Source organism: Micromonospora rhizosphaerae, assembly GCF_900091465.1.
Lineage (GTDB): Bacteria > Actinomycetota > Actinomycetes > Mycobacteriales > Micromonosporaceae > Micromonospora > Micromonospora rhizosphaerae.
This window is the reverse complement of record NZ_FMHV01000002.1, coordinates 6,413,517-6,430,123: the sequence shown is the minus strand read 5'-3', so window position 1 is coordinate 6,430,123 and position 16,607 is coordinate 6,413,517. Positions and strand designations below refer to the sequence as shown.

17 protein-coding genes, 1 tRNA gene and 1 pseudogene are annotated in these 16,607 nt (G+C 69.7%); 12 read left to right on the top strand and 7 right to left on the bottom strand.

The features are described 5' to 3' along the window. The first annotated feature begins 4 nt into the window (after positions 1 to 4). The 7 genes and pseudogenes from GA0070624_RS30240 to GA0070624_RS30210 all read left to right on the top strand — a co-directional run bounded on the left by GA0070624_RS30240 (position 5) and on the right by GA0070624_RS30210 (position 5,668). Positions 5 to 409 (top strand): YjbQ family protein, encoded by a 405-nt coding sequence (locus GA0070624_RS30240; protein WP_091346549.1) that lies wholly within the window; start codon positions 5 to 7, stop codon positions 407 to 409. A 294-nt stretch (positions 410 to 703) separates the two neighbouring features. Then, positions 704 to 1,184: pseudogene (locus tag GA0070624_RS30235) on the top strand (MarR family winged helix-turn-helix transcriptional regulator). Between the two features lie 171 nt (positions 1,185 to 1,355). Continuing rightward, positions 1,356 to 3,851 carry a transketolase C-terminal domain-containing protein gene (locus tag GA0070624_RS30230; protein WP_425413565.1) on the top strand — a complete coding sequence of 832 codons (2,496 nt, stop codon included), beginning with the start codon at positions 1,356 to 1,358 and terminating at the stop codon, positions 3,849 to 3,851. Between the two features lie 111 nt (positions 3,852 to 3,962). Beyond that, positions 3,963 to 4,400 carry a DUF3052 domain-containing protein gene (locus GA0070624_RS30225; RefSeq protein ID WP_091346545.1) on the top strand — a complete coding sequence of 146 codons (438 nt, stop codon included), beginning with the start codon at positions 3,963 to 3,965 and terminating at the stop codon, positions 4,398 to 4,400. Between the two features lie 83 nt (positions 4,401 to 4,483). Further along, the gene (locus GA0070624_RS30220) at positions 4,484 to 4,951 is read left to right on the top strand and encodes a peroxiredoxin (protein ID WP_091346544.1); all 468 of its coding nucleotides are present in this window, start codon (positions 4,484 to 4,486) and stop codon (positions 4,949 to 4,951) included. Between the two features lie 82 nt (positions 4,952 to 5,033). Then, positions 5,034 to 5,108: transfer RNA gene (locus tag GA0070624_RS30215), tRNA-Val, on the top strand. Between the two features lie 122 nt (positions 5,109 to 5,230). Beyond that, positions 5,231 to 5,668, top strand: a complete 438-nt coding sequence (locus GA0070624_RS30210) for a hypothetical protein (RefSeq protein WP_091346542.1) — start codon at positions 5,231 to 5,233, stop codon at positions 5,666 to 5,668. Here the strand turns inward: GA0070624_RS30210 and GA0070624_RS30205 are convergent. Further along, complete coding sequence (locus GA0070624_RS30205) at positions 5,665 to 5,958, bottom strand: DUF7710 domain-containing protein (protein ID WP_141715216.1); 294 nt, start codon at positions 5,956 to 5,958, stop codon at positions 5,665 to 5,667. The genes GA0070624_RS30210 and GA0070624_RS30205 overlap by 4 nt on opposite strands. Before the next feature lie 182 nt (positions 5,959 to 6,140). Next, positions 6,141 to 6,335 carry a hypothetical protein gene (locus tag GA0070624_RS30200; protein WP_091346538.1) on the bottom strand — a complete coding sequence of 65 codons (195 nt, stop codon included), beginning with the start codon at positions 6,333 to 6,335 and terminating at the stop codon, positions 6,141 to 6,143. A gap of 215 nt (positions 6,336 to 6,550) precedes the next feature. Here GA0070624_RS30200 and GA0070624_RS34445 point away from each other — a divergent pair, with 215 nt between their 5' ends. Continuing rightward, entirely contained in the window at positions 6,551 to 7,306 is a 756-nt protein-coding gene (locus GA0070624_RS34445) for a hypothetical protein (protein WP_141715215.1), read from the top strand. A 195-nt stretch (positions 7,307 to 7,501) separates the two neighbouring features. On the opposite strand, the gene GA0070624_RS30195 is transcribed toward GA0070624_RS34445, so the two are convergent. The 3 genes from GA0070624_RS30195 to GA0070624_RS30185 all read right to left on the bottom strand — a co-directional run bounded on the left by GA0070624_RS30195 (position 7,502) and on the right by GA0070624_RS30185 (position 10,664). Further along, positions 7,502 to 8,407, bottom strand: a complete 906-nt coding sequence (locus GA0070624_RS30195) for an NmrA family NAD(P)-binding protein (RefSeq protein WP_091346536.1) — start codon at positions 8,405 to 8,407, stop codon at positions 7,502 to 7,504. 417 nt (positions 8,408 to 8,824) lie between these two features. Further along, positions 8,825 to 9,736 carry an MBL fold metallo-hydrolase gene (locus GA0070624_RS30190; RefSeq protein WP_091346534.1) on the bottom strand — a complete coding sequence of 304 codons (912 nt, stop codon included), beginning with the start codon at positions 9,734 to 9,736 and terminating at the stop codon, positions 8,825 to 8,827. Positions 9,737 to 10,046: 310 nt separating this feature from the next. Then, on the bottom strand, positions 10,047 to 10,664 hold the full coding sequence (locus GA0070624_RS30185; protein ID WP_091346532.1) for a TetR/AcrR family transcriptional regulator: 618 nt from the start codon (positions 10,662 to 10,664) through the stop codon (positions 10,047 to 10,049). 108 nt (positions 10,665 to 10,772) lie between these two features. On the opposite strand from GA0070624_RS30185, the gene GA0070624_RS30180 reads away from it, so the two are divergent. Together GA0070624_RS30180 and GA0070624_RS30175 are read left to right on the top strand one after the other, a co-directional pair. Continuing rightward, positions 10,773 to 11,486 carry an SDR family NAD(P)-dependent oxidoreductase gene (locus tag GA0070624_RS30180; protein ID WP_091346530.1) on the top strand — a complete coding sequence of 238 codons (714 nt, stop codon included), beginning with the start codon at positions 10,773 to 10,775 and terminating at the stop codon, positions 11,484 to 11,486. 32 nt (positions 11,487 to 11,518) lie between these two features. Then, the gene (locus GA0070624_RS30175) at positions 11,519 to 11,758 is read left to right on the top strand and encodes a tautomerase family protein (RefSeq protein WP_091346528.1); all 240 of its coding nucleotides are present in this window, start codon (positions 11,519 to 11,521) and stop codon (positions 11,756 to 11,758) included. 295 nt (positions 11,759 to 12,053) lie between these two features. On the opposite strand, the gene GA0070624_RS30170 is transcribed toward GA0070624_RS30175, so the two are convergent. Both GA0070624_RS30170 and GA0070624_RS30165 read right to left on the bottom strand, forming a co-directional pair. Then, complete coding sequence (locus GA0070624_RS30170; RefSeq protein ID WP_176731933.1) at positions 12,054 to 13,208, bottom strand: low temperature requirement protein A; 1,155 nt, start codon at positions 13,206 to 13,208, stop codon at positions 12,054 to 12,056. Positions 13,209 to 13,493: 285 nt separating this feature from the next. Continuing rightward, on the bottom strand, positions 13,494 to 14,288 hold the full coding sequence (locus GA0070624_RS30165) for an SDR family oxidoreductase (RefSeq protein WP_091350143.1): 795 nt from the start codon (positions 14,286 to 14,288) through the stop codon (positions 13,494 to 13,496). Positions 14,289 to 14,391: 103 nt separating this feature from the next. Between GA0070624_RS30165 and sigJ the strand changes: the two genes are divergently transcribed. Both sigJ and GA0070624_RS30155 read left to right on the top strand, forming a co-directional pair. Then, complete coding sequence (gene sigJ / locus GA0070624_RS30160; RefSeq protein WP_091346523.1) at positions 14,392 to 15,273, top strand: RNA polymerase sigma factor SigJ; 882 nt, start codon at positions 14,392 to 14,394, stop codon at positions 15,271 to 15,273. 11 nt (positions 15,274 to 15,284) lie between these two features. After that, positions 15,285 to 16,553, top strand: a complete 1,269-nt coding sequence (locus tag GA0070624_RS30155) for an MFS transporter (RefSeq protein WP_091346521.1) — start codon at positions 15,285 to 15,287, stop codon at positions 16,551 to 16,553. Positions 16,554 to 16,607 lie beyond the last annotated feature (54 nt).

Genomic DNA, 16,607 nt, shown 5'->3' with positions numbered 1-16,607 from the left:
CGCCATGCGCAGTGAGGTGATCAGCGTCCAGACCGGGTCCCGGCCGAGCGTCCGGGACATCACGGCCGAGGCCGGGCGGTTCGTGTCCGGGCAGGGCGACGGCCTGCTGCACGTCTTCGTGCCGCACGCCACCGCCGGCCTGGTGCTCATCGAGACCGGCTCCGGCTCCGACGACGACCTGCTCGGCGCGATCGACGACCTGCTGCCGGCGGACGACCGGTGGCGCCACCGGCACGGCTCGCCGGGCCACGGCCGGGACCACGTGCTGCCGGCCTTCATCCCGCCGTACGCGACGCTGCCGGTCCTCGACGGCCGGCTGGCGCTCGGCACCTGGCAGTCGCTCTGCCTGGTCGACACCAACGGCGACAACCCGACCCGCAAGGTCCGCTTCTCGTTCCTGCCCGGCTGACGCGCCGCCCTGCGGCGCCCGGGGCAGGCCCAGGTGACAGCAGGCCGGCTCCCGCCCCTGGTGACCATGAAGTTGTTGTCACCCGACGCGGCGTGTCGGAGCAATAACCTCATGATCACCAGGGCGGGTCGGGCGGGGCCGGCCCAGGGCGGTCGGGGCTGCGCGGCGCGGATCAGCGCCCTGTTGCACGACGCGTCGCGCAGGCTGCCCGAGATGGCGAGGACGGAGAAGCATTGCGTGAGACAATCAACAGTAGAGCTGCTCAACTATTTAATAACAAGTAAAATGTGAGCCATGGCGCAATCCACCGATCCCATCGCCGGCCCCGACGCGGGCGACCGCGCCGGCCTGGCCGGGGACGCGGTGCGCCGGATCATGCACATCGCCGCGGCGATGCGGCACCACCAGGACGAGGAGATCGCCGCGCTCGGCCTCACCCCGGCCGTCGCGCGCGCTGCATCAGCTCGACCCCGACCGGCCGCTGCCCGGCCGGGACCTCGCCGAGCAGCTGCGCTGCGACCGGTCCAACGTCACCGCCCTGGTCGACAAGCTGGAGCAGGCCGGGCTGGTGGAGCGGCGGGTCGACTCCGCCGACCGACGGCAGAAGACGTTGGTGGTCACCGAGGCGGGGCGCCGGATGCGGGACCGCGTGCGCAACGTGGTGTCCGACTCCCGACTGCTCGGCGGGCTCACCACCGGGGAGCTGGCCACCCTGCGTGAGCTGGTCTGGAAGGTCTCCGACGGCGGCTGTCCGGAGCAGTGCGGCACCGACTGAGGCCGCCCGGGCGGATCGTGTCCGAGTGGGCGCGGCGCCCCTTCGTCGGTAATGCTGTCCGACGTGACCACCCCGCAAGATCTCGACGACCGGTTCCGGGAGGCCCTGAGCGCGCTCGGTGACCCGGCCCAGCGGCGTGACCCGGCCGAACCACTCTCCGATGGCGCGCCGCTGAGCGGCGCGCAGGCCCTGGCCCTCTTCGACGCCCAGGCCACCAGTCGGCAGTTGGACCTCGCCGGGCGCTGGCTGCGCAGCTTCGGCGAGGGCTTCTACACCATCGGCTCCGCGGGCCACGAGAGCAACGCGGCGGTGGCCGCGGCGCTGCGGCCCACCGATCCGGCCCTGCTGCACTACCGCTCCGGAGCCTTCTACTGCCTCCGCGCCGCCCAGGCCGCCGGCACGTTCCCGGCCGCGCCGGCCGACAGGAGTACGACCGCGGAGCGCCCGCCCGACGGCACCGCTGCGGAGTCCGGCGGGCCCGACCCGGAGCTCCACGCCGGCGGGCCCGACAACGACCTGCCCGTCGCGGACGGCCGGCCCGGGTCAGATCCCGGGGCCGCGCCGGCCGACGACGAGCCCGAGCACGCCGACGGTCCGTCCGCCGAGGCGGCCAGCGTGGTGGTCGGCGCCGGCGTCGCCGTCGACGCCGCGGATCAGGCCGTGGCCGGGGATCCGGGCGAGGTGGCCGACGTGGAGGACGCCTGCACGGAGGCGGCGCGGGACGTACTGCGCGGGATGGTCGCCTCGGCGCGGGAGCCGATCGCCGGGGGACGGCACAAGGTCTTCGGCCGGGCCGACCTCGCCGTCATCCCCACCACCTCCACCATCGCCTCCCACCTGCCGCGGGCGGTCGGCATGGGGCTGGCCCTGGAGCGGCTCCGCAAGCTCGGCGTCGGCGGGCGACGTGCCGGGGCGGGAGTGCGGATCGGCCGCGGCGACGGTAGCTCGCCCTGGCCGCCGGACGCGATCGTGGTCTGCTCGTTCGGCGACGCCTCGGTCAACCACGCCAGCGCCACCGCCGCGTTCAACACCGCCGGCTGGTACGACCACATCGGCCTGCGCATCCCGGTCCTCTTCGTCTGTGAGGACAACGGACTGGGCATCAGCGTGCGGTCGCCCCGGGGCTGGGTGGCGGCGGCGCTGCGCGCGAAGCCGGGCATCCGCTACTTCGCCGCGAACGGCGCCGACCCGGTCGAGGCGTACCGGGTGGCGGGGGAGGCGGCGGCCTGGGTGCGCCGGCACCGGCGGCCGGCCGTGCTGCACCTGGCCACCGTGCGCCTGATGGGGCACGCCGGGGCGGACGCGGAGACCGCGTACCGCAGCCGGGCCGAGATCGCCGCCGACGTCGAGCGGGACCCGCTGCTGGCCACCGCGCGGCTGCTGGTGGCGGGCGGCTTCGCCACCGGCGAGGAACTGCTGACCCGGTACGACGAACGCGGCTGGCAGGTCCGCCGGGTGGCCGAGGAGGTGCTCGACGAGCCGAAGCTCGCCTCCGCGGCCGAGGTGGTGGCCACGCTGGCCCCCCGCCGACCGGTACGGATCGCCGGGGCGGTGGCCGAGGCGGCGGCCCGGGCCGGCGGAGCGAACGCGGGCGCCCGGGCCGAGGTGTTCGGCGGCAAGCCGCCGGAACTGGCCGGCCCGCTCACCCTGGCGCAGAGCATCAACGCCGCGCTGGCCGACGGGATGCTCGACCACCCGCAGATGGCGGTCTTCGGCGAGGACGTGGCCGCCAAGGGCGGCGTTTACGGGGTGACCAAGGGGCTGCGTGACAGGTTCGGGGCGGCCCGGGTCTTCGACACGCTGCTGGACGAGACCTCGATCCTCGGGCTCGGCCTGGGCGCCGGGATCTGCGGGATGCTGCCGGTGCCGGAGATCCAGTACCTGGCGTACCTGCACAACGCCGAGGACCAGTTGCGCGGCGAGGCGGCCACCATGCGGTTCTTCTCCGCCGGCGCGTTCCGCAACCCGATGGTGGTGCGGGTGGCCGGGCTGGCGTACCAGGAGGGGTTCGGCGGGCATTTCCACAACGACAACTCGGTGGCCGTACTCCGGGACGTGCCGGGCCTGGTGATCGCGGTGCCGGCGCGGCCGGACGACGCCGCGCCCATGCTGCGGACCTGCCTGGCCGCCGCGGCGGTGGACGGCAGTGTCTGCGTCTTCCTGGAGCCGATCGCGCTGTACCACACCCGCGACCTCTACGGCGACGGCGACGGCGAGTGGCTCGGTCAGTACGCCGAGCCCGGCGCGTGGGCGAGCGGCCACGTCCCTGTCGGCCGGGCCCGGGTCTACGGGGTCGGCTCCGCCGAGGACGTCACGATCATCACCTTCGGCAACGGGGTACGGATGTCGCTCCGGGCGGCGGCCACCCTCGCCGACGAGGGGATCGGCAGCCGGGTGGTGGATCTGCGCTGGCTCGCCCCGCTGCCGGTCGCGGACATCGTCCGGGAGGCCTCGGCCACCGGCCGGGTGCTGGTCGTCGACGAGACCCGCCGGTCGGGTGGGGTCGGCGAGGGGGTGATCGCCGCGCTGGTCGACGGCGGATACGTGGGCGCGGCGCGGCGCGTAGCCGGAGTTGACTCGTTTGTACCATTAGGTCCGGCGGCGCGTCAGGTACTGGTCACCGAGGAAGCCATTACCCAGGGTGCCCGCACCCTGCTGGCACGGTAAATTCCGTTCCACCCGGTGCGCCACTTGCGCGGGGGGCCGCAACTGTGTGGACTGGGCCCGACGGCGCCGTAGGACGCCGCGAGCAGGGATGAGATGAGGAGGCACGCGACAGTGAGCGCGACCGCTGGTCAGGCCGCCGACGGGGTACGCAGCCTGGCGGACCGGTTCGGGATCGAGCCGGGGATGGTCGTCATGGAGATGGGGTACGACGACGACGTCGACCAGGATCTCCGGGACGCCCTGACCGACCGGGTTGGAGAGCTGGTCGACGAGGACACCGACGAGGTGGTCGACTCGGTGCTCGTTTGGTACCGGGACGGCGACGGTGACCTCTTCGAGCTCCTCGTCGACGCCCTCGGGCCGCTGGCCGACAACGGCGTGGTGTGGCTGCTGACGCCCAAGGCCGGGCGGGAGGGCCACGTCGAGCCGAGCGAGGTCGCCGAGAGCGCACAGACCGCTGGCCTCCAGCAGACGTCCACGATCAACGCGGGTCGGGACTGGAGCGGCGCTCGCCTCGTGCTCCGGCGCGGGTCCAAGGGCAGGAAGTAGCCCGAGCAGCCCATGGCCCGGCGGCGCCCGCCGCCGGGTGTGGCAGGCTGAGGCGACCTGCAGACTCGACCCAAGGAGCTCGCATGCCCATCGAGGTTGGCGCCGAGGCGCCCGACTTCGTGCTCAAGGACCAGAACAACCAGGAGGTCCGGCTCTCGGACTTCCGCGGCAAGCGCACGGTGCTGCTGGTCTTCTACCCGCTGGCCTTCACCGGCATCTGCCAGGGTGAGCTGTGCGAGGTGCGGGACAACCTCAACGAGTACGTCAACGACGATGTCCAGGTGCTGACGGTCAGCGTCGACTCGGTCTACGCCCACAAGATCTGGGCCGACCGGGAGGGCTACCAGTTCCCGCTGCTGGCCGACTTCTGGCCGCACGGCGCGGTCGCCCAGGCGTACGGCGTCTTCAACGACGTCGCGGGCATCGCCAACCGGGGCACGTTCGTGATCGACAAGGCCGGCGTGGTCCGGTTCGCCGAGATGAACATGCCGGGCGAGCCGCGGGACCAGGAGGGCTGGCGCAAGGCGCTCACCGAGACCGTGGCCGCCTGATCCCACCCCAGGCACGCCGTTCGACCGGGTCGGCGGCCGGCAGGTAAGCTTGCCGGTCTCCGGCCCGCCGTACGGGCGTTCCGGGCGCGTAGCTCAGTGGGAGAGCACCCGCCTTACAAGCGGGGGGTCGCAGGTTCGAAACCTGCCGCGCCCACCACCACATGACCAGGGAAGACCCGCGCCGCGCCGGGTTGCATTTGCGGCCCGCACGGTACCTGACATCCATTTCTGACATCAGCCGTCGGAGCCGAATGCCTCGCCGAGCTATGTACCGGGATCGTGGCCGTGCCGGTGTCGTGGGCTGTCCTCCGGCAAGCCGAAGCGGAGCGTGGTGAGGCGACCCCGGACGCGGCGGTGAACGTGTACGTGCTCAAGATGAGCAGCGGGGAGGAGTTGGGGCTGTCGCGGGTTCTGGTCGCCGGGCGTCATGACGAGCTGCTGCGGCAGTGGCGTCAGTCCCGGGGCGAGATGGAACGTGCCAGGGCACCGTCGAAGCTTGAGACGGTTGGTCCGATCGGCGGAGACGAGCGCGGGAGAACTTTGCGCAACTCGGCGCATGTGACGAGTCAGCGATCGGGCGCGTACGAGGCCCCCTGGACTCAGAGCAGCCAGGGCGGCGGCGATGTTAGCTGCCGACAGCAAGTAGCCAAGGCGGTGCGCCGGCTACGGCGGCTGGCAGGTATTAGCCGGGTGCGGCGGCCCGAAGGTAGCGTCTAGTCCGTTGCGCCGTCGGTGACGTGGACGTGATCCAGGCTGGGGGAGAACTCGGCAACATGGCCGGGCTTGCCGTGGTGTGGCTTGCTTGGCCGGAACCGGCCCCGGGCCAAGGCCCAGTCGTAGCAGCCCTCCCCGAGGGGATATTCGCTGAGGATGCCGGTGAGACGGTGCTGAGCCACCCAGTCAAGCCCGTCGGCCCGGGAAGCGAAGACACCAGACGCGAAGCGCGCCCCCTCGCCATGGAAGACCCACACCGTCGGGGCCGGTTGGGCGCTCCGGCTGTCGTTCACCGCCGCATTATGCCCAGCCCGCTGGAGTGAGGCAGCCAGGAGGCAGCGAAGGCGACAGCAGTGACCGGAAGCGGACGACACAGGTCAGCACGGACGCTGCGCTCGGCAACACAGAACGGCATCCGCGGGCATCCAACGGTGACGGGCATCCGCGTTCACACAGAAGCGGTCGCTGGTCTGGTTTACCACTGGTCCGGGACGTCGTACTCAGACGCTACGGCGATCGCGTCGGCGGCCAGACGCCGGCGCTCATCTGGGTCGAGGTTCTGTTCCCACTCGTTGAAGCGGTGGAACCGGTCGAGGAGCATCGCACCGTAGGCGTCGGTCGCGGCGATCTGACGGAGGCCGGTGTGGCCGGCGAGGACGTCACGGGCCATCTCCTGGAGGCCGTCGCCGGCGACGCCGTCCCCGAAGGTGCATGAGACTGGCGTGGAGCAGCTTGGCCAGGCCGGGGCTGCCTTCGCTGAGGTCGAGGAACTGTCGTTCGGGGTCGGCTTCGGGGCTGGTCATGCGGCCAAGCTGCCAGCTCAGGCACTTGTCCCGCTGTGTCAGCCTGATAGCGATGGCGAATTCCGGCGATAGGGCTGCGAGGATGCGCGAGGAAGTTGCTTCCGAATCAACGGATCATCGTGAGTTCGTTCGAGATGTCCTCCGTGAGGACTATATGCTCACTCGACAACAGCAACGGGAACTCCTAAATACCTTCGAGCGAAATCTCGCCGTCCTTATCGCCGGCTTGTCGCTGGCCGTTGCATTCGGCAAAGATACCGTCTCGATTGTGCTGCCATTCGCGCTAACCGTGATTGCTGCCTATCAACTGCATCAACTAGGAGACATGCAGATGCTCGCCGCGCGTCGACACTGTTTGCAAATGCGGCTGAAGGATATGCTGCCGGCGCGTGGAGCGTTGGAAGGGTGGACTCTTCCTGACGATGCTGAAGTCGGTGATTCGCGTTCGTACAGCATCGGCCACCTGATGCTGGTTGCGCTAGGTGGAGCATTTGCAGTCTCGGCGACGCTAAGCGTTGTCACCGCATTCCGCGTGTGGCACTGGGCTCTAGCGTCACTGGATGCGCTATTCATCCTAGGCGCCGGATGGTTCTTAGTAATAGCAGCCTGCGAGATGCTCCTTGCCTTGTCGAATACCTACGCCGCTTACAGTCAGCAGGGGTGGCCCACTCCATCGACTCGAGATCGAAGCGGGGGTTTTGAGCGCCTCGTTCGTGCGACGTTGCGGGTCTTTCTCTTAAAGTGGCACGTGGCCCAGCGATCCCGGCCGACCGACCGGATTGCACACGAGGACGTACCTCAGCAGGTGGAGTCTGGCTTTCCAGGCGACCCAACGTAGGCAGGAGTCGCAACCGTGCCCCGACCGCACCAGCCCTAAACGAGCCTCACCAGCCCGCATGACGTCGGATGACACCCCGACGCGACCGGCCGCTACATGCCGACAGATGGCGGCCCTGGGTGACGCTCAGTAAAGATCAACGCGATTCCCAAGCCGATGCCGGGCATTTGCCTGGCTGACCGCGGCCGCACCGGCTCAGCCCAGGTAGAAGTCCCTGCGAGCGGCCACGAACGCCTCGATCGTCTGGGCGGGTACGCCCGTCACGCGTTCGACGTCGTTGGACGCGCGGTCGTAGCGGTTCTCACGGTGCAGGCGGGCCATGGTGGCGATGTGCTGTTCGGTGTGTGGCGGCAGGCCAACCATCGCGAGCACCTCGGACCGCCACCGGTCCAGCGGCAGGTCTATATAGGACACCGGACGCCCTAGTGCCCGGGAGAACTCCTCGGCCACCTGCGTCATGTCGACGGTGCGTGGCCCGGTCAGCTCGTAGACCTGCCCGATGTGCGGAGCCGGGTCGCGGAGCACGGTGGCGACCACCCGGGCGACGTCGTCCACGGCGACCGGCGAGGTGCGCCCGGTGCCGAAAGGCAGCGCGACCGTGCCGTTCTCCCGGATCGACCGCGCCGCCAGCGTGGTGAACAGCGGATTGTCCAGGAACGACGTCGGCCGGATGTGCACCACCGGCAGGCCCGACCAGTTCAGTACCTGCTCGGCCAGCCAGTGCAGCCGCTGATGGTGTGACTCGGCGGTGCTGGTGGCGGTCATCTGCGACACCGTCAACTGCGACATGCCGATCAGGCCCGCCAGTTCCCCGTGCTCCCGCGCCACGGTGGCCACCACGGTCGCCGCCAGCAGATGGTCCGGCGACACGGGCATCGCGAAGTACATCCGTCCGACACCCTCCAGCGCGGCCGCGACGCTCTCGGGTCGGGTCAGATCACCGAGGACGACATCCGCGCCGAGTGCACGCAACTCAGCCGCACGATCGTCGTCGCGGCGGACCATCGCGCGCACCGGCACGTCATGCGCGCGCAGTTGGTCGAGGACGGCGCGGCCCACCCCACCGGGGCCGGGGATGAGAACAAGGTCTCTGTCAACCATGGGTTGATCTCCTTCCGGAAGAGTCGCTGAACACCCGAGCGGAGGTGTGCTTGCTGGCTCTGCGGAGCCCGAGCAGGGCGACCCAGGGCGAGGAGGCCGGCGACGGAGTACTCGGCGGCCCGGCGCGGTCGACCTGGACGCTCTCCTGCTGACAGGCCGCAGCGGAGTAACCAATGCGCCCCCTCACACGCCCTGGACCCTGACGCCAGAAAGCGGCGGGCATGGCTGTTTCCTCTCCGAGCAACTCGGCCACTCCACGACGACCCCTACCCGCGACACCTACCAGAGCGTCACGAAGGAACTGCACACGATGTCGCGGACGCCGTTGCCAACAAGATCAAAAACAGGGTGGCGCAAGACGGCGTACCGTCCGCGGGGGGTTCGCGCCGCGTGGCCAGTGCGCGGTCGGTGAACGACTCAAGGCGCGATGCCAAACGGGCCCATGCTGCCGTAGTCCAGCCGTAGGGCTTCGGCCATTGCCCACGCGTTCGGCAGGGTAAATATGTCGGCACCGCCCAAACGTTGGCTCCAACGCGGAACGAGTTCATCGGCGGCTTGGGCGGCCACGGCGTCGAGGTAGGCCCTGAAGATGGCCCAGGCGTTGGTGGCGTCAACCGGGGTCAGAATCTTCTCCAAGTCAACCGAGGAGAGCGCTGCCTCGGTGGTGGAGCGCAGGTCTTGCACGTATTCGATTTGGGTCCTGACGTCGTCCGGGGTGCCGGGCCGGGTGACGTGTCCGCCGACGAGCTTCTCGAAGGGGTATTCGAGGGTCTGTTCCTGGGCGTTGACGAAGCCGGGGATGTTCGCGGAGACCGCGAGGTTGGAGAACGGGACCCAGCCGGGGAAGATCACGTCCACGAGCATCAGGACGCGTTGTGTCGGGGCGTAGATGAAGATGTTTCCCTCGGCGTGGTTGGGGCCCTTGTAGTCGAGTTGGAGGCTGTGGTTTCCCGCTTCGATCGTCAGGGTGTCGTCGAACACGTGTGTCGGCGGGGGACGGTTGGGGTCGCCGAGCAGCGCGAGTCGTTGCGCTGTGATGCGGTGGGCATAGCGTGGTACGTCCTCGGGGTAGACCGAGATGGCGCCGACGTGGTCGGAGTGCTGGTGGCTGTAGACGACCTGGGTGATGGGGCGGCTGGTCACGCTGCGGATTGCGCGGAGAATGTTGTGGCCGAGGGTGGGTGGCGCGTCGACGGCGACAACACCTTCGTCCGTGACCACGAACATCATCTGGTACATGCCCTCACTGAGCCAGAACACGCCGTCGGCGATCTCCTCCAAGACGTAACCGGCCTTGGGGACCTCGGGACCCAGGGCGGCCTGCGGCACTGGGACCGTTGGTAGCTTCCGCGCCCGCTCAGCAACGTCCGAATACGGAACTTTCGACACGTGGCCCCCTGCCTCGCCAATCGCACCGACCGGCTCTGCCCGCTACTGCGTGCCGCGGTCGCTGGGCAACGGATGGCCCGGCGCACCGTCGATCGTCCTCGCCGGCATTCAGGCTCGCTGCCGTATCGCCCGATGCTCATTCGCAAGGGGGACACCTGGGGGCATGCTCCCGTCCCGTTCCGTGCGTTCGTCCGTGGCGAGTTTCTCCGATGGTTCGGAGGCTCCGCACAGCCCGTTCCGCCGGGGTCGTTCAGTCGGCCGGCCGCTCGTGCGGCGGCACCTGGAGCAGGTTCAGGCAGTTGCGCCACAGCGTCTCGAGTTGGGCCGGATCGTTGAGCAGCTTCGCGAGCAGGACCCGTCCCTCGATCTGGGCGACGATGGACCGGGCGGCCTCCCGGGCGTCGACCGACGGGCCGGCCTGGCCCTGCTCCTTCGCCTCCACGACAATCCGCTCGATGAGGTCGATCTGGGCCTCGAAGATCTCCTGGAGCCGGCGGCGGATCTCCTCCGCCTGGTTGCTGAGTTCGAGGGCCAGGTTGCCGAACAGGCAGCCGGCGACGAGGCCGGCCTGCTCCTGCCCGGCGCGTTGCACCTCCTCGGTGGCCTCGAACAGGTCCCGCAAGCGGCGCAACGGGTCGCGGTCGCTGCTGAGCAGTTCCTCCCACTGCCGGCGCTGCCTCGCCCAGTGCTCGTCGATGACGGTGAGGGCGAGCGCCTGCTTGGACTCGAAGAAGTAGTAGAAGCTGCCCTTCGGCACGCCCGCCGTCGCGCAGATCTCCGCCACGCCCAGCGCCGAATATCCGCGCTGTTCCAGCAGCGTTGCGGCCGCACCGAGGATCTTGTTCCGCGCGTCACTAGTCCGTCCCATGGCTTTGACGATACACGACCGGTCGGCTAGCTTTTTGTCGACCAGTCGTCTACTGGTCATCAGGGCCCGGGCCAACAAGGGCTCCGGCCAGTCAGGAAGAGGAACGTCATGAGCAGTCAGGGACAGAAGGTCGCCGTGATCACCGGTGCGTCTCAGGGCATCGGGGCCGGCCTCGTGGACGCGTACCGCAAGCTCGGGTACGGCGTCGTGGCGACCTCACGCTCGATCGGTGAGGCCAACGATCCGGAGATCGTCACCGTTCGGGGCGACATTGCCGACGCCGACACGGCGGATCGGGTGATCGCCGCCGCGTTGGACCGTTTCGGCCGTATCGACACCCTCGTGAACAACGCCGGGGCCTTCATCGCCAAGCCGTTCACCGACTACACCGATGAGGATTTCGACCTGCTCACCGGGGTCAACCTCGCCGGCTTCTTCCACCTCACCCGGCGTGTCCTGCCGCACCTGCTCGCCGTCGGCGGGGGACACGTCGTCAACATCACCACCAGCCTCGTGGACCAGCCCAACTCCAACGTGCCGTCCGTGCTCGCGTCGTTGACCAAGGGTGGCCTCAGCTCCGCCACGAAGTCCCTGGCCATCGAGTACGCGGGCCGAGGAGTCCGGGTCAACGCCGTCGCGCCCGGCATCATCAAGACCCCGATGCACCCGGTCGAGTTCCACGACACGTACGGCGGGCTGCACCCGGTCGGCCGGATGGGCGAGACCAGCGACATCGTCGACGCCGTCGTCTACCTCGAGTCCGCGCCCTTCGTCACCGGCGAGATCCTGCACGTCGACGGCGGCCAGAACGCCGGTCACTGACCCCACCGCAAACCGGAGACAGGACCACTACGATGCCGATCGTCACGATCCAGATCACCCGCGAGGGCAGCACGCCCGGCGCGTCCGCGGCGACCGCCGCAGAGAAGGCGGCACTCATCAAAGGGGTGAGCCAGCTGCTGCGCGACGTCCTGAACAAGCCGTTGGACTCGACCTTCGTGGTGATCGACGAGCTCGACACCGAGAACTGGGGACGGGGCGGCCTGCCGGTCGAGCAGTTCCGCGAACAGCAGCAGTCACGCGCGGGCGAATAGAACGCTGCGCATTACCGTGCAGTGACCTGCGGACTGCAGCAGTGGGGAATCCTCGTAAGCCTGTAGCGGGGCGGGGCGCACCGACAGGACCGATGGCGCAGATCCGAGCCCGGATCTGCGCCATCGCCTGGTGCGCCCCGACATCGTCCGGAGACCCATGAGTGACCCTCCTGGGCTATCCCCGCCTTGAGAGTTCCCCCCATCGCAGGGAGGTGGCGGCCGGTGGGCGGAGCCGGAGCTGCACCCATCGGCACGATCCCCCGGCAGTGCGTCCGGGTTCACTGCGCCGTCTGCACTAGCTGCCGGTCGGATGCGGCTGGGTGGGCCGGTTCTCGACGACGGCCACCACGAGAAGCACTCCGGTCGTTGTCACGCTGACGCCGATCAGCGGCAACCAATGGGCGGTGACGGCGGCGACGAGTATGGCGAGCAGGCCGATCAGGCGGGGCCAGGACAGCCGGCGGTAGATGGTGGCGGACAGTATTAACCGACCGGTGAGAAACAGAGCGGGGCCGGCGACCGTGATGGCGATGGCTGCGCCGAATCCCCGTTCAGTCGGATGCGCGATGACAGCTTCAGCGGCGGCGGAGGAGGCCAGGACGCCGGCGATCATGACGAGATGCAGGTCGGCAGTCAGCGTGCCGAACCGGGACAGACCACGCTTCTCGATGGCGGCGCCGAGATACGTTCCCGCCGGAGTGACGTACGACAACCCGATCAGCACCGTGGCAGCGAAGACCACCAGAAACGCAGCGGAGTGGAGGAGATCCTTGTCGGTACGGGAGTAGACCAGACCGGCGGAGAACAGGAGCTCGCCGAGAGCGATGATGAAAATCTGCTGGTACCGCTCGGTGAGATGACCCCCTCGCAGTTGCAGTTCCTCCGGCCCCGCCCGGCCAAGCCCTGGCGCCCGCCATCCCAGTAGCGGCCCGGAATAGTCGAGTGCGAAGGCCGCCGCCCACGTCGGTATTCGCACCGCCGCCCAGAATGCCCCCACCAGCCACAGGACCCCAGACGTGCTGAACCAGACGAAGAATCTCAAGGGGCGCCTGCGCAGCGGATGCCCCCGCAGTGCCAGCGCCGCGAAACCGCTCCGGCTGACGTGAACGGCGACGTAGGCGCCGGCGAAGAGAACCGCCTGTCCCTCCTCAACGCACGGGACGGCGGCGCTCATCAAGATCACGCCCAGGGTCGAGCCGATCAGCAGAGCCCGCACCCTGCGGTTGGTGCGTGCATACCAGTCGGAGAACCAGGTGGTCACCACCCAGACCCACCACAGAGGCAACAGGAGAAGGATGGTGTTCAACGCTCCGGCGACGGTCATGTCGGACAGCAGGACCCCTGACAGCTGCCTCAACGCCAACACGAATGCCAGATCGAAGAACAGTTCCAGGAAGGACGCACTGAGCGGTTCGTCACGCTGTCGCAGCAGCGGAGCCCGAATCCTCACGTCGCCCCCCTGATGCCCTCGGCACTTAATACCACCGCCGTGACCACCTCTGCGGCATCTCCCGGCAAAGTTCCCCGCCGGTGATTACTGACTGTCCGGGTAACCATCGGTTCCAGCCGGGGTAGAACACCAGCTTGTCGTTGGCATACGGCCGCCACGAACTGCTGGCCACAGGTCAGGGGTCACGGACCGTGCCAGCTGCGTCATCGTCCTTCGGGGAAGAAGCGGGGTATGACCAGGGCGTCGTAGTCCGCTGCGTCCACGTCGGCTGCTCTGGTCCGATTCTCACCGGCCTGAAGGCAGCCGATCGGCCAGGAAGTCTTCCCAGGTGCGGTGGCCGACGGCCGGTTCGGGGGCGAGGTTGGCACCGGCCCGGAGGGCGCGGGCGCCTTTGCCCGGAAGCCTGACCGGCATGATCAGCCGGCGCCGATGAATGGCCCGAAGGTAGCCGCGGACCAGTTCGTCCATCCGGTACACCCGCGGCCCGGCGATGTCGGGGACGAGGCCGGCCGGCTTGCCGAGCGACAGCTCGACCATCCGGGCCGCCACCTCGCCGGCGTCGACCGGTTGGAACCGGACGCCGGCCAGGACCGGTATCACCGGCAGCTTCGCCATCTGCGTGACCACCATCAGCACCAGGTCGTGGAACTGGGTGGCGCGCAGGGTGGTCCACGGCAGTCCCGAGTCAGCCACGATCTCCTCCGCGGCCCGCTTGGACGCGAAGTAGCCGAACATGGCGCGGTCGAGGCCGCTCACGACCGGAGTCCGGTCGGCGCCGACGACCGAGATGTACACCAGATGGGGGTCACCGGCCCGCGATGCCGCCCGCACCAGATTGCGGGCCTTGTCCTCGTCGCCCCTGGAACTGCCCGCGCAGTGCACGATGGTCTCGACCCCGTCCACCGCGGCGTCGAGCCCCTCGCCGGTGGCCAGATCGCCGATCATGAACTCCACGCCGTCCCGGGACTCGTGGCCACGCCGACTGAGCACCCGCACCTGACAGCCGGAATCCCGCAGGAGTGGCACGACGAGGCGCCCGAGCGTGCCCGTGCCGCCGGTAACCAGAAAGGGTGAGGCCACGGCCATCTCCAATTCCTCTGTCCGGGAGTCGATCTCCCGGTCACACCCGCCGCGTTTTGCGGGTCTACTGCTATGACACCCCCCGACGAAGGAATGTGACCCGATGGACGAGCGCGAGTGGCTGGCCGAGCGTTTCGAGGAGCACCGGACCCGCCTGCGAGCGGTGGCCTACCGGATGCTCGGCTCGCTCAGCGAGGCGGATGACGCCGTGCAGGAAGCCTGGCTGCGGGTCAGCCGCGCCGACACCGGCAGCGTCGAGAACCTCGCGGGGTGGCTGACCACCGTGGTGGCACGGGTGTGCCTGAACGTGCTGCGAGCGCGCCAGTCGCGGCTCGAGGAGCCGCTCGGCGTGCACATGCCCGACCCGATCATCAGCAACGAGGACCAGGACGATCCCGAGCGGGAGGCGTTGCTGGCGGACTCGGTGGGGCTGGCGCTGCTGGTGGTGCTCGAGACGCTGACGCCGGCCGAGCGGCTCGCCTTCGTCCTGCACGACATGTTCGCCGTGCCGTTCGAGGAGATCGCGCCGATGATCGAGCGGTCCCCGGCCGCGGCCAGACAGCTCGCGAGCCGCGCTCGTCGCCGGGTGCAGGGGCGGGCCCCGGCTCCCGACCCTGATCTCCGACAGCAGCGGGAAGTTGTCGATGCGTTCTTCGCCGCCGCCCGCGACGGCGACTTCGACGCGCTCGTCGCCGTGCTCGACCCCGACGTCGTGCTACGGGCCGACGGCGGTGCGGCCCGCGGCCGCCCCACCGTGGTGATTCACGGCGCACGGGCCGTGGCCGGACAGGCGCTCACCTTCACGCGGCTCGCTCCGTTCGTACGACCGGCGCTGGTCAACGGGGCCGCCGGAGTCGTGGTCGCTGCGGGCGGCCGCGCCCTGTCGGTCATGGGCTTCGCGGTCGCGCACGGGAAGATCGTCGCCATCGACGTGCTCTCCGACCCCAAGCGACTGGCCGACCTCGACCTGGCCCACCTCGACTAGTCTCGCGAACCATGGCGGGGGTGTTCGGACATCCGGGGTACGCGCGCTTCTGGGCGGCCGACACCGTCTCCGCCTTCGGGACGTACGTCACCACGGTGGCGCTGCCGATCGTCGCCATCGCGACCCTGCGGGCCACCGATGCCGAGGTCGGGCTCATCAACGGCGCCCGCTGGGCGCCCTACCTGCTGTTCGGGCTGCTCGCCGGGGTGATGGCCGACCGGTACCGACGACGCCCGATTCTGGTGGTGACCGATCTGGCCCGTGCGGTCCTGCTGGCCCTCATCGCGTCGCTCGCCCTGACCGGGATGCTGACCGTCCCCGCCCTGATGCTCCTCGTCGCCGTCTTCGGCGTGATGTCGTTGCTCTACGAGGCCGCACACCAGTCCTATCTGCCCGGACTCGTGCCAACGGCGGCGCTCACCCGGGCCAACGCCCGGATGGAGCAGAGCGCGTCGCTGGCGCAGACCACCGGCCCGTTCCTCGGTGGGTCGCTGGTCGCGGCGGTGGGCGCACCCGCGGCGATGGTCGTGGACGCGGTGTCCTACCTGCTCTCCGGCCTGCTGCTGGCGACCATCCGGCGGAACGAGCCGGTGCCGCACCCCGGTCGCCGCGACCTCGGCCGGGAACTGCGCGAGGGGTTGGCCTGGGTGTACCGGCACCCGGTGCTGGCTCCGTACGCCGTCACGCTGCACGCCCGGTTCCTGTTCGCCAGTGTGGCATCCACCGTGTTCACCCTCTTTGTCGTGCGGGGCCTCGACCCCGGACTTCCCCCGGACCGGGCGGCGTTCGGGCTCGGCGTGGTGCTGGCCGTCGGCGGCGTCGGCGCGGTGGTCGGCACCTCGCTGTCCCACGTTGCGGGTCGGTGGGGAGCCGGCCGCGCCATCGTCGTGGAGCGGGTGGTCGAGCCGCTCGGCTGGACGTTGGTGGCCCTCGCGGTGACCGGGACCGCGGGCTGGGTCATGGTGGGTGTTGCCCAGTTCCTCATCTGGCTCGTACTGGGTGTCAGCGGACCCAACGAGATGGGCTACCGGCAGGCCGTCACACCCGACCGGCTCCAGGGCCGGATGAATGCGACCATCCGCTCCCTCAACTGGGGAATGCTGACCGTCGGCGCCCCGGTCGGCGGGCTGCTGGCCCAGTACATCGGCTATCGGCCGGCGATCTGGATCGGCGTCGCCGGCATGGCGGTCGCCGCGACGGCCGCCGCGTTGTCCCCACTGCGCAACGCCCGACACCCCGAACCGACGCCGCCCCCGGAGCCGGCGGTCGTCCACGGGTGACCATCCCGGCCGGTTCCGCTCGCGCCAGTCAGCCGCCCGTCCCGCCAGGCCGAC

Bases quoted from the DNA above. Each gene is read 5' to 3' on its own strand.
- GA0070624_RS30240 (WP_091346549.1), top strand. From the start codon at position 5: ATGCGCAGTGAGGTGATCAGCGTCCAGACCGGGTCCCGGCCGAGCGTC.
- GA0070624_RS30220 (WP_091346544.1), top strand. From the start codon at position 4,484: ATGCCCATCGAGGTTGGCGCCGAGGCGCCCGACTTCGTGCTCAAGGAC.
- GA0070624_RS30200 (WP_091346538.1), bottom strand. From the start codon at position 6,335: ATGGCCCGTGACGTCCTCGCCGGCCACACCGGCCTCCGTCAGATCGCC.
- GA0070624_RS34445 (WP_141715215.1), top strand. From the start codon at position 6,551: ATGCGCGAGGAAGTTGCTTCCGAATCAACGGATCATCGTGAGTTCGTT.
- GA0070624_RS30195 (WP_091346536.1), bottom strand. From the start codon at position 8,407: ATGGTTGACAGAGACCTTGTTCTCATCCCCGGCCCCGGTGGGGTGGGC.
- GA0070624_RS30185 (WP_091346532.1), bottom strand. From the start codon at position 10,664: ATGGGACGGACTAGTGACGCGCGGAACAAGATCCTCGGTGCGGCCGCA.
- GA0070624_RS30180 (WP_091346530.1), top strand. From the start codon at position 10,773: ATGAGCAGTCAGGGACAGAAGGTCGCCGTGATCACCGGTGCGTCTCAG.
- GA0070624_RS30175 (WP_091346528.1), top strand. From the start codon at position 11,519: ATGCCGATCGTCACGATCCAGATCACCCGCGAGGGCAGCACGCCCGGC.
- sigJ (WP_091346523.1), top strand. From the start codon at position 14,392: ATGGACGAGCGCGAGTGGCTGGCCGAGCGTTTCGAGGAGCACCGGACC.
- GA0070624_RS30155 (WP_091346521.1), top strand. From the start codon at position 15,285: ATGGCGGGGGTGTTCGGACATCCGGGGTACGCGCGCTTCTGGGCGGCC.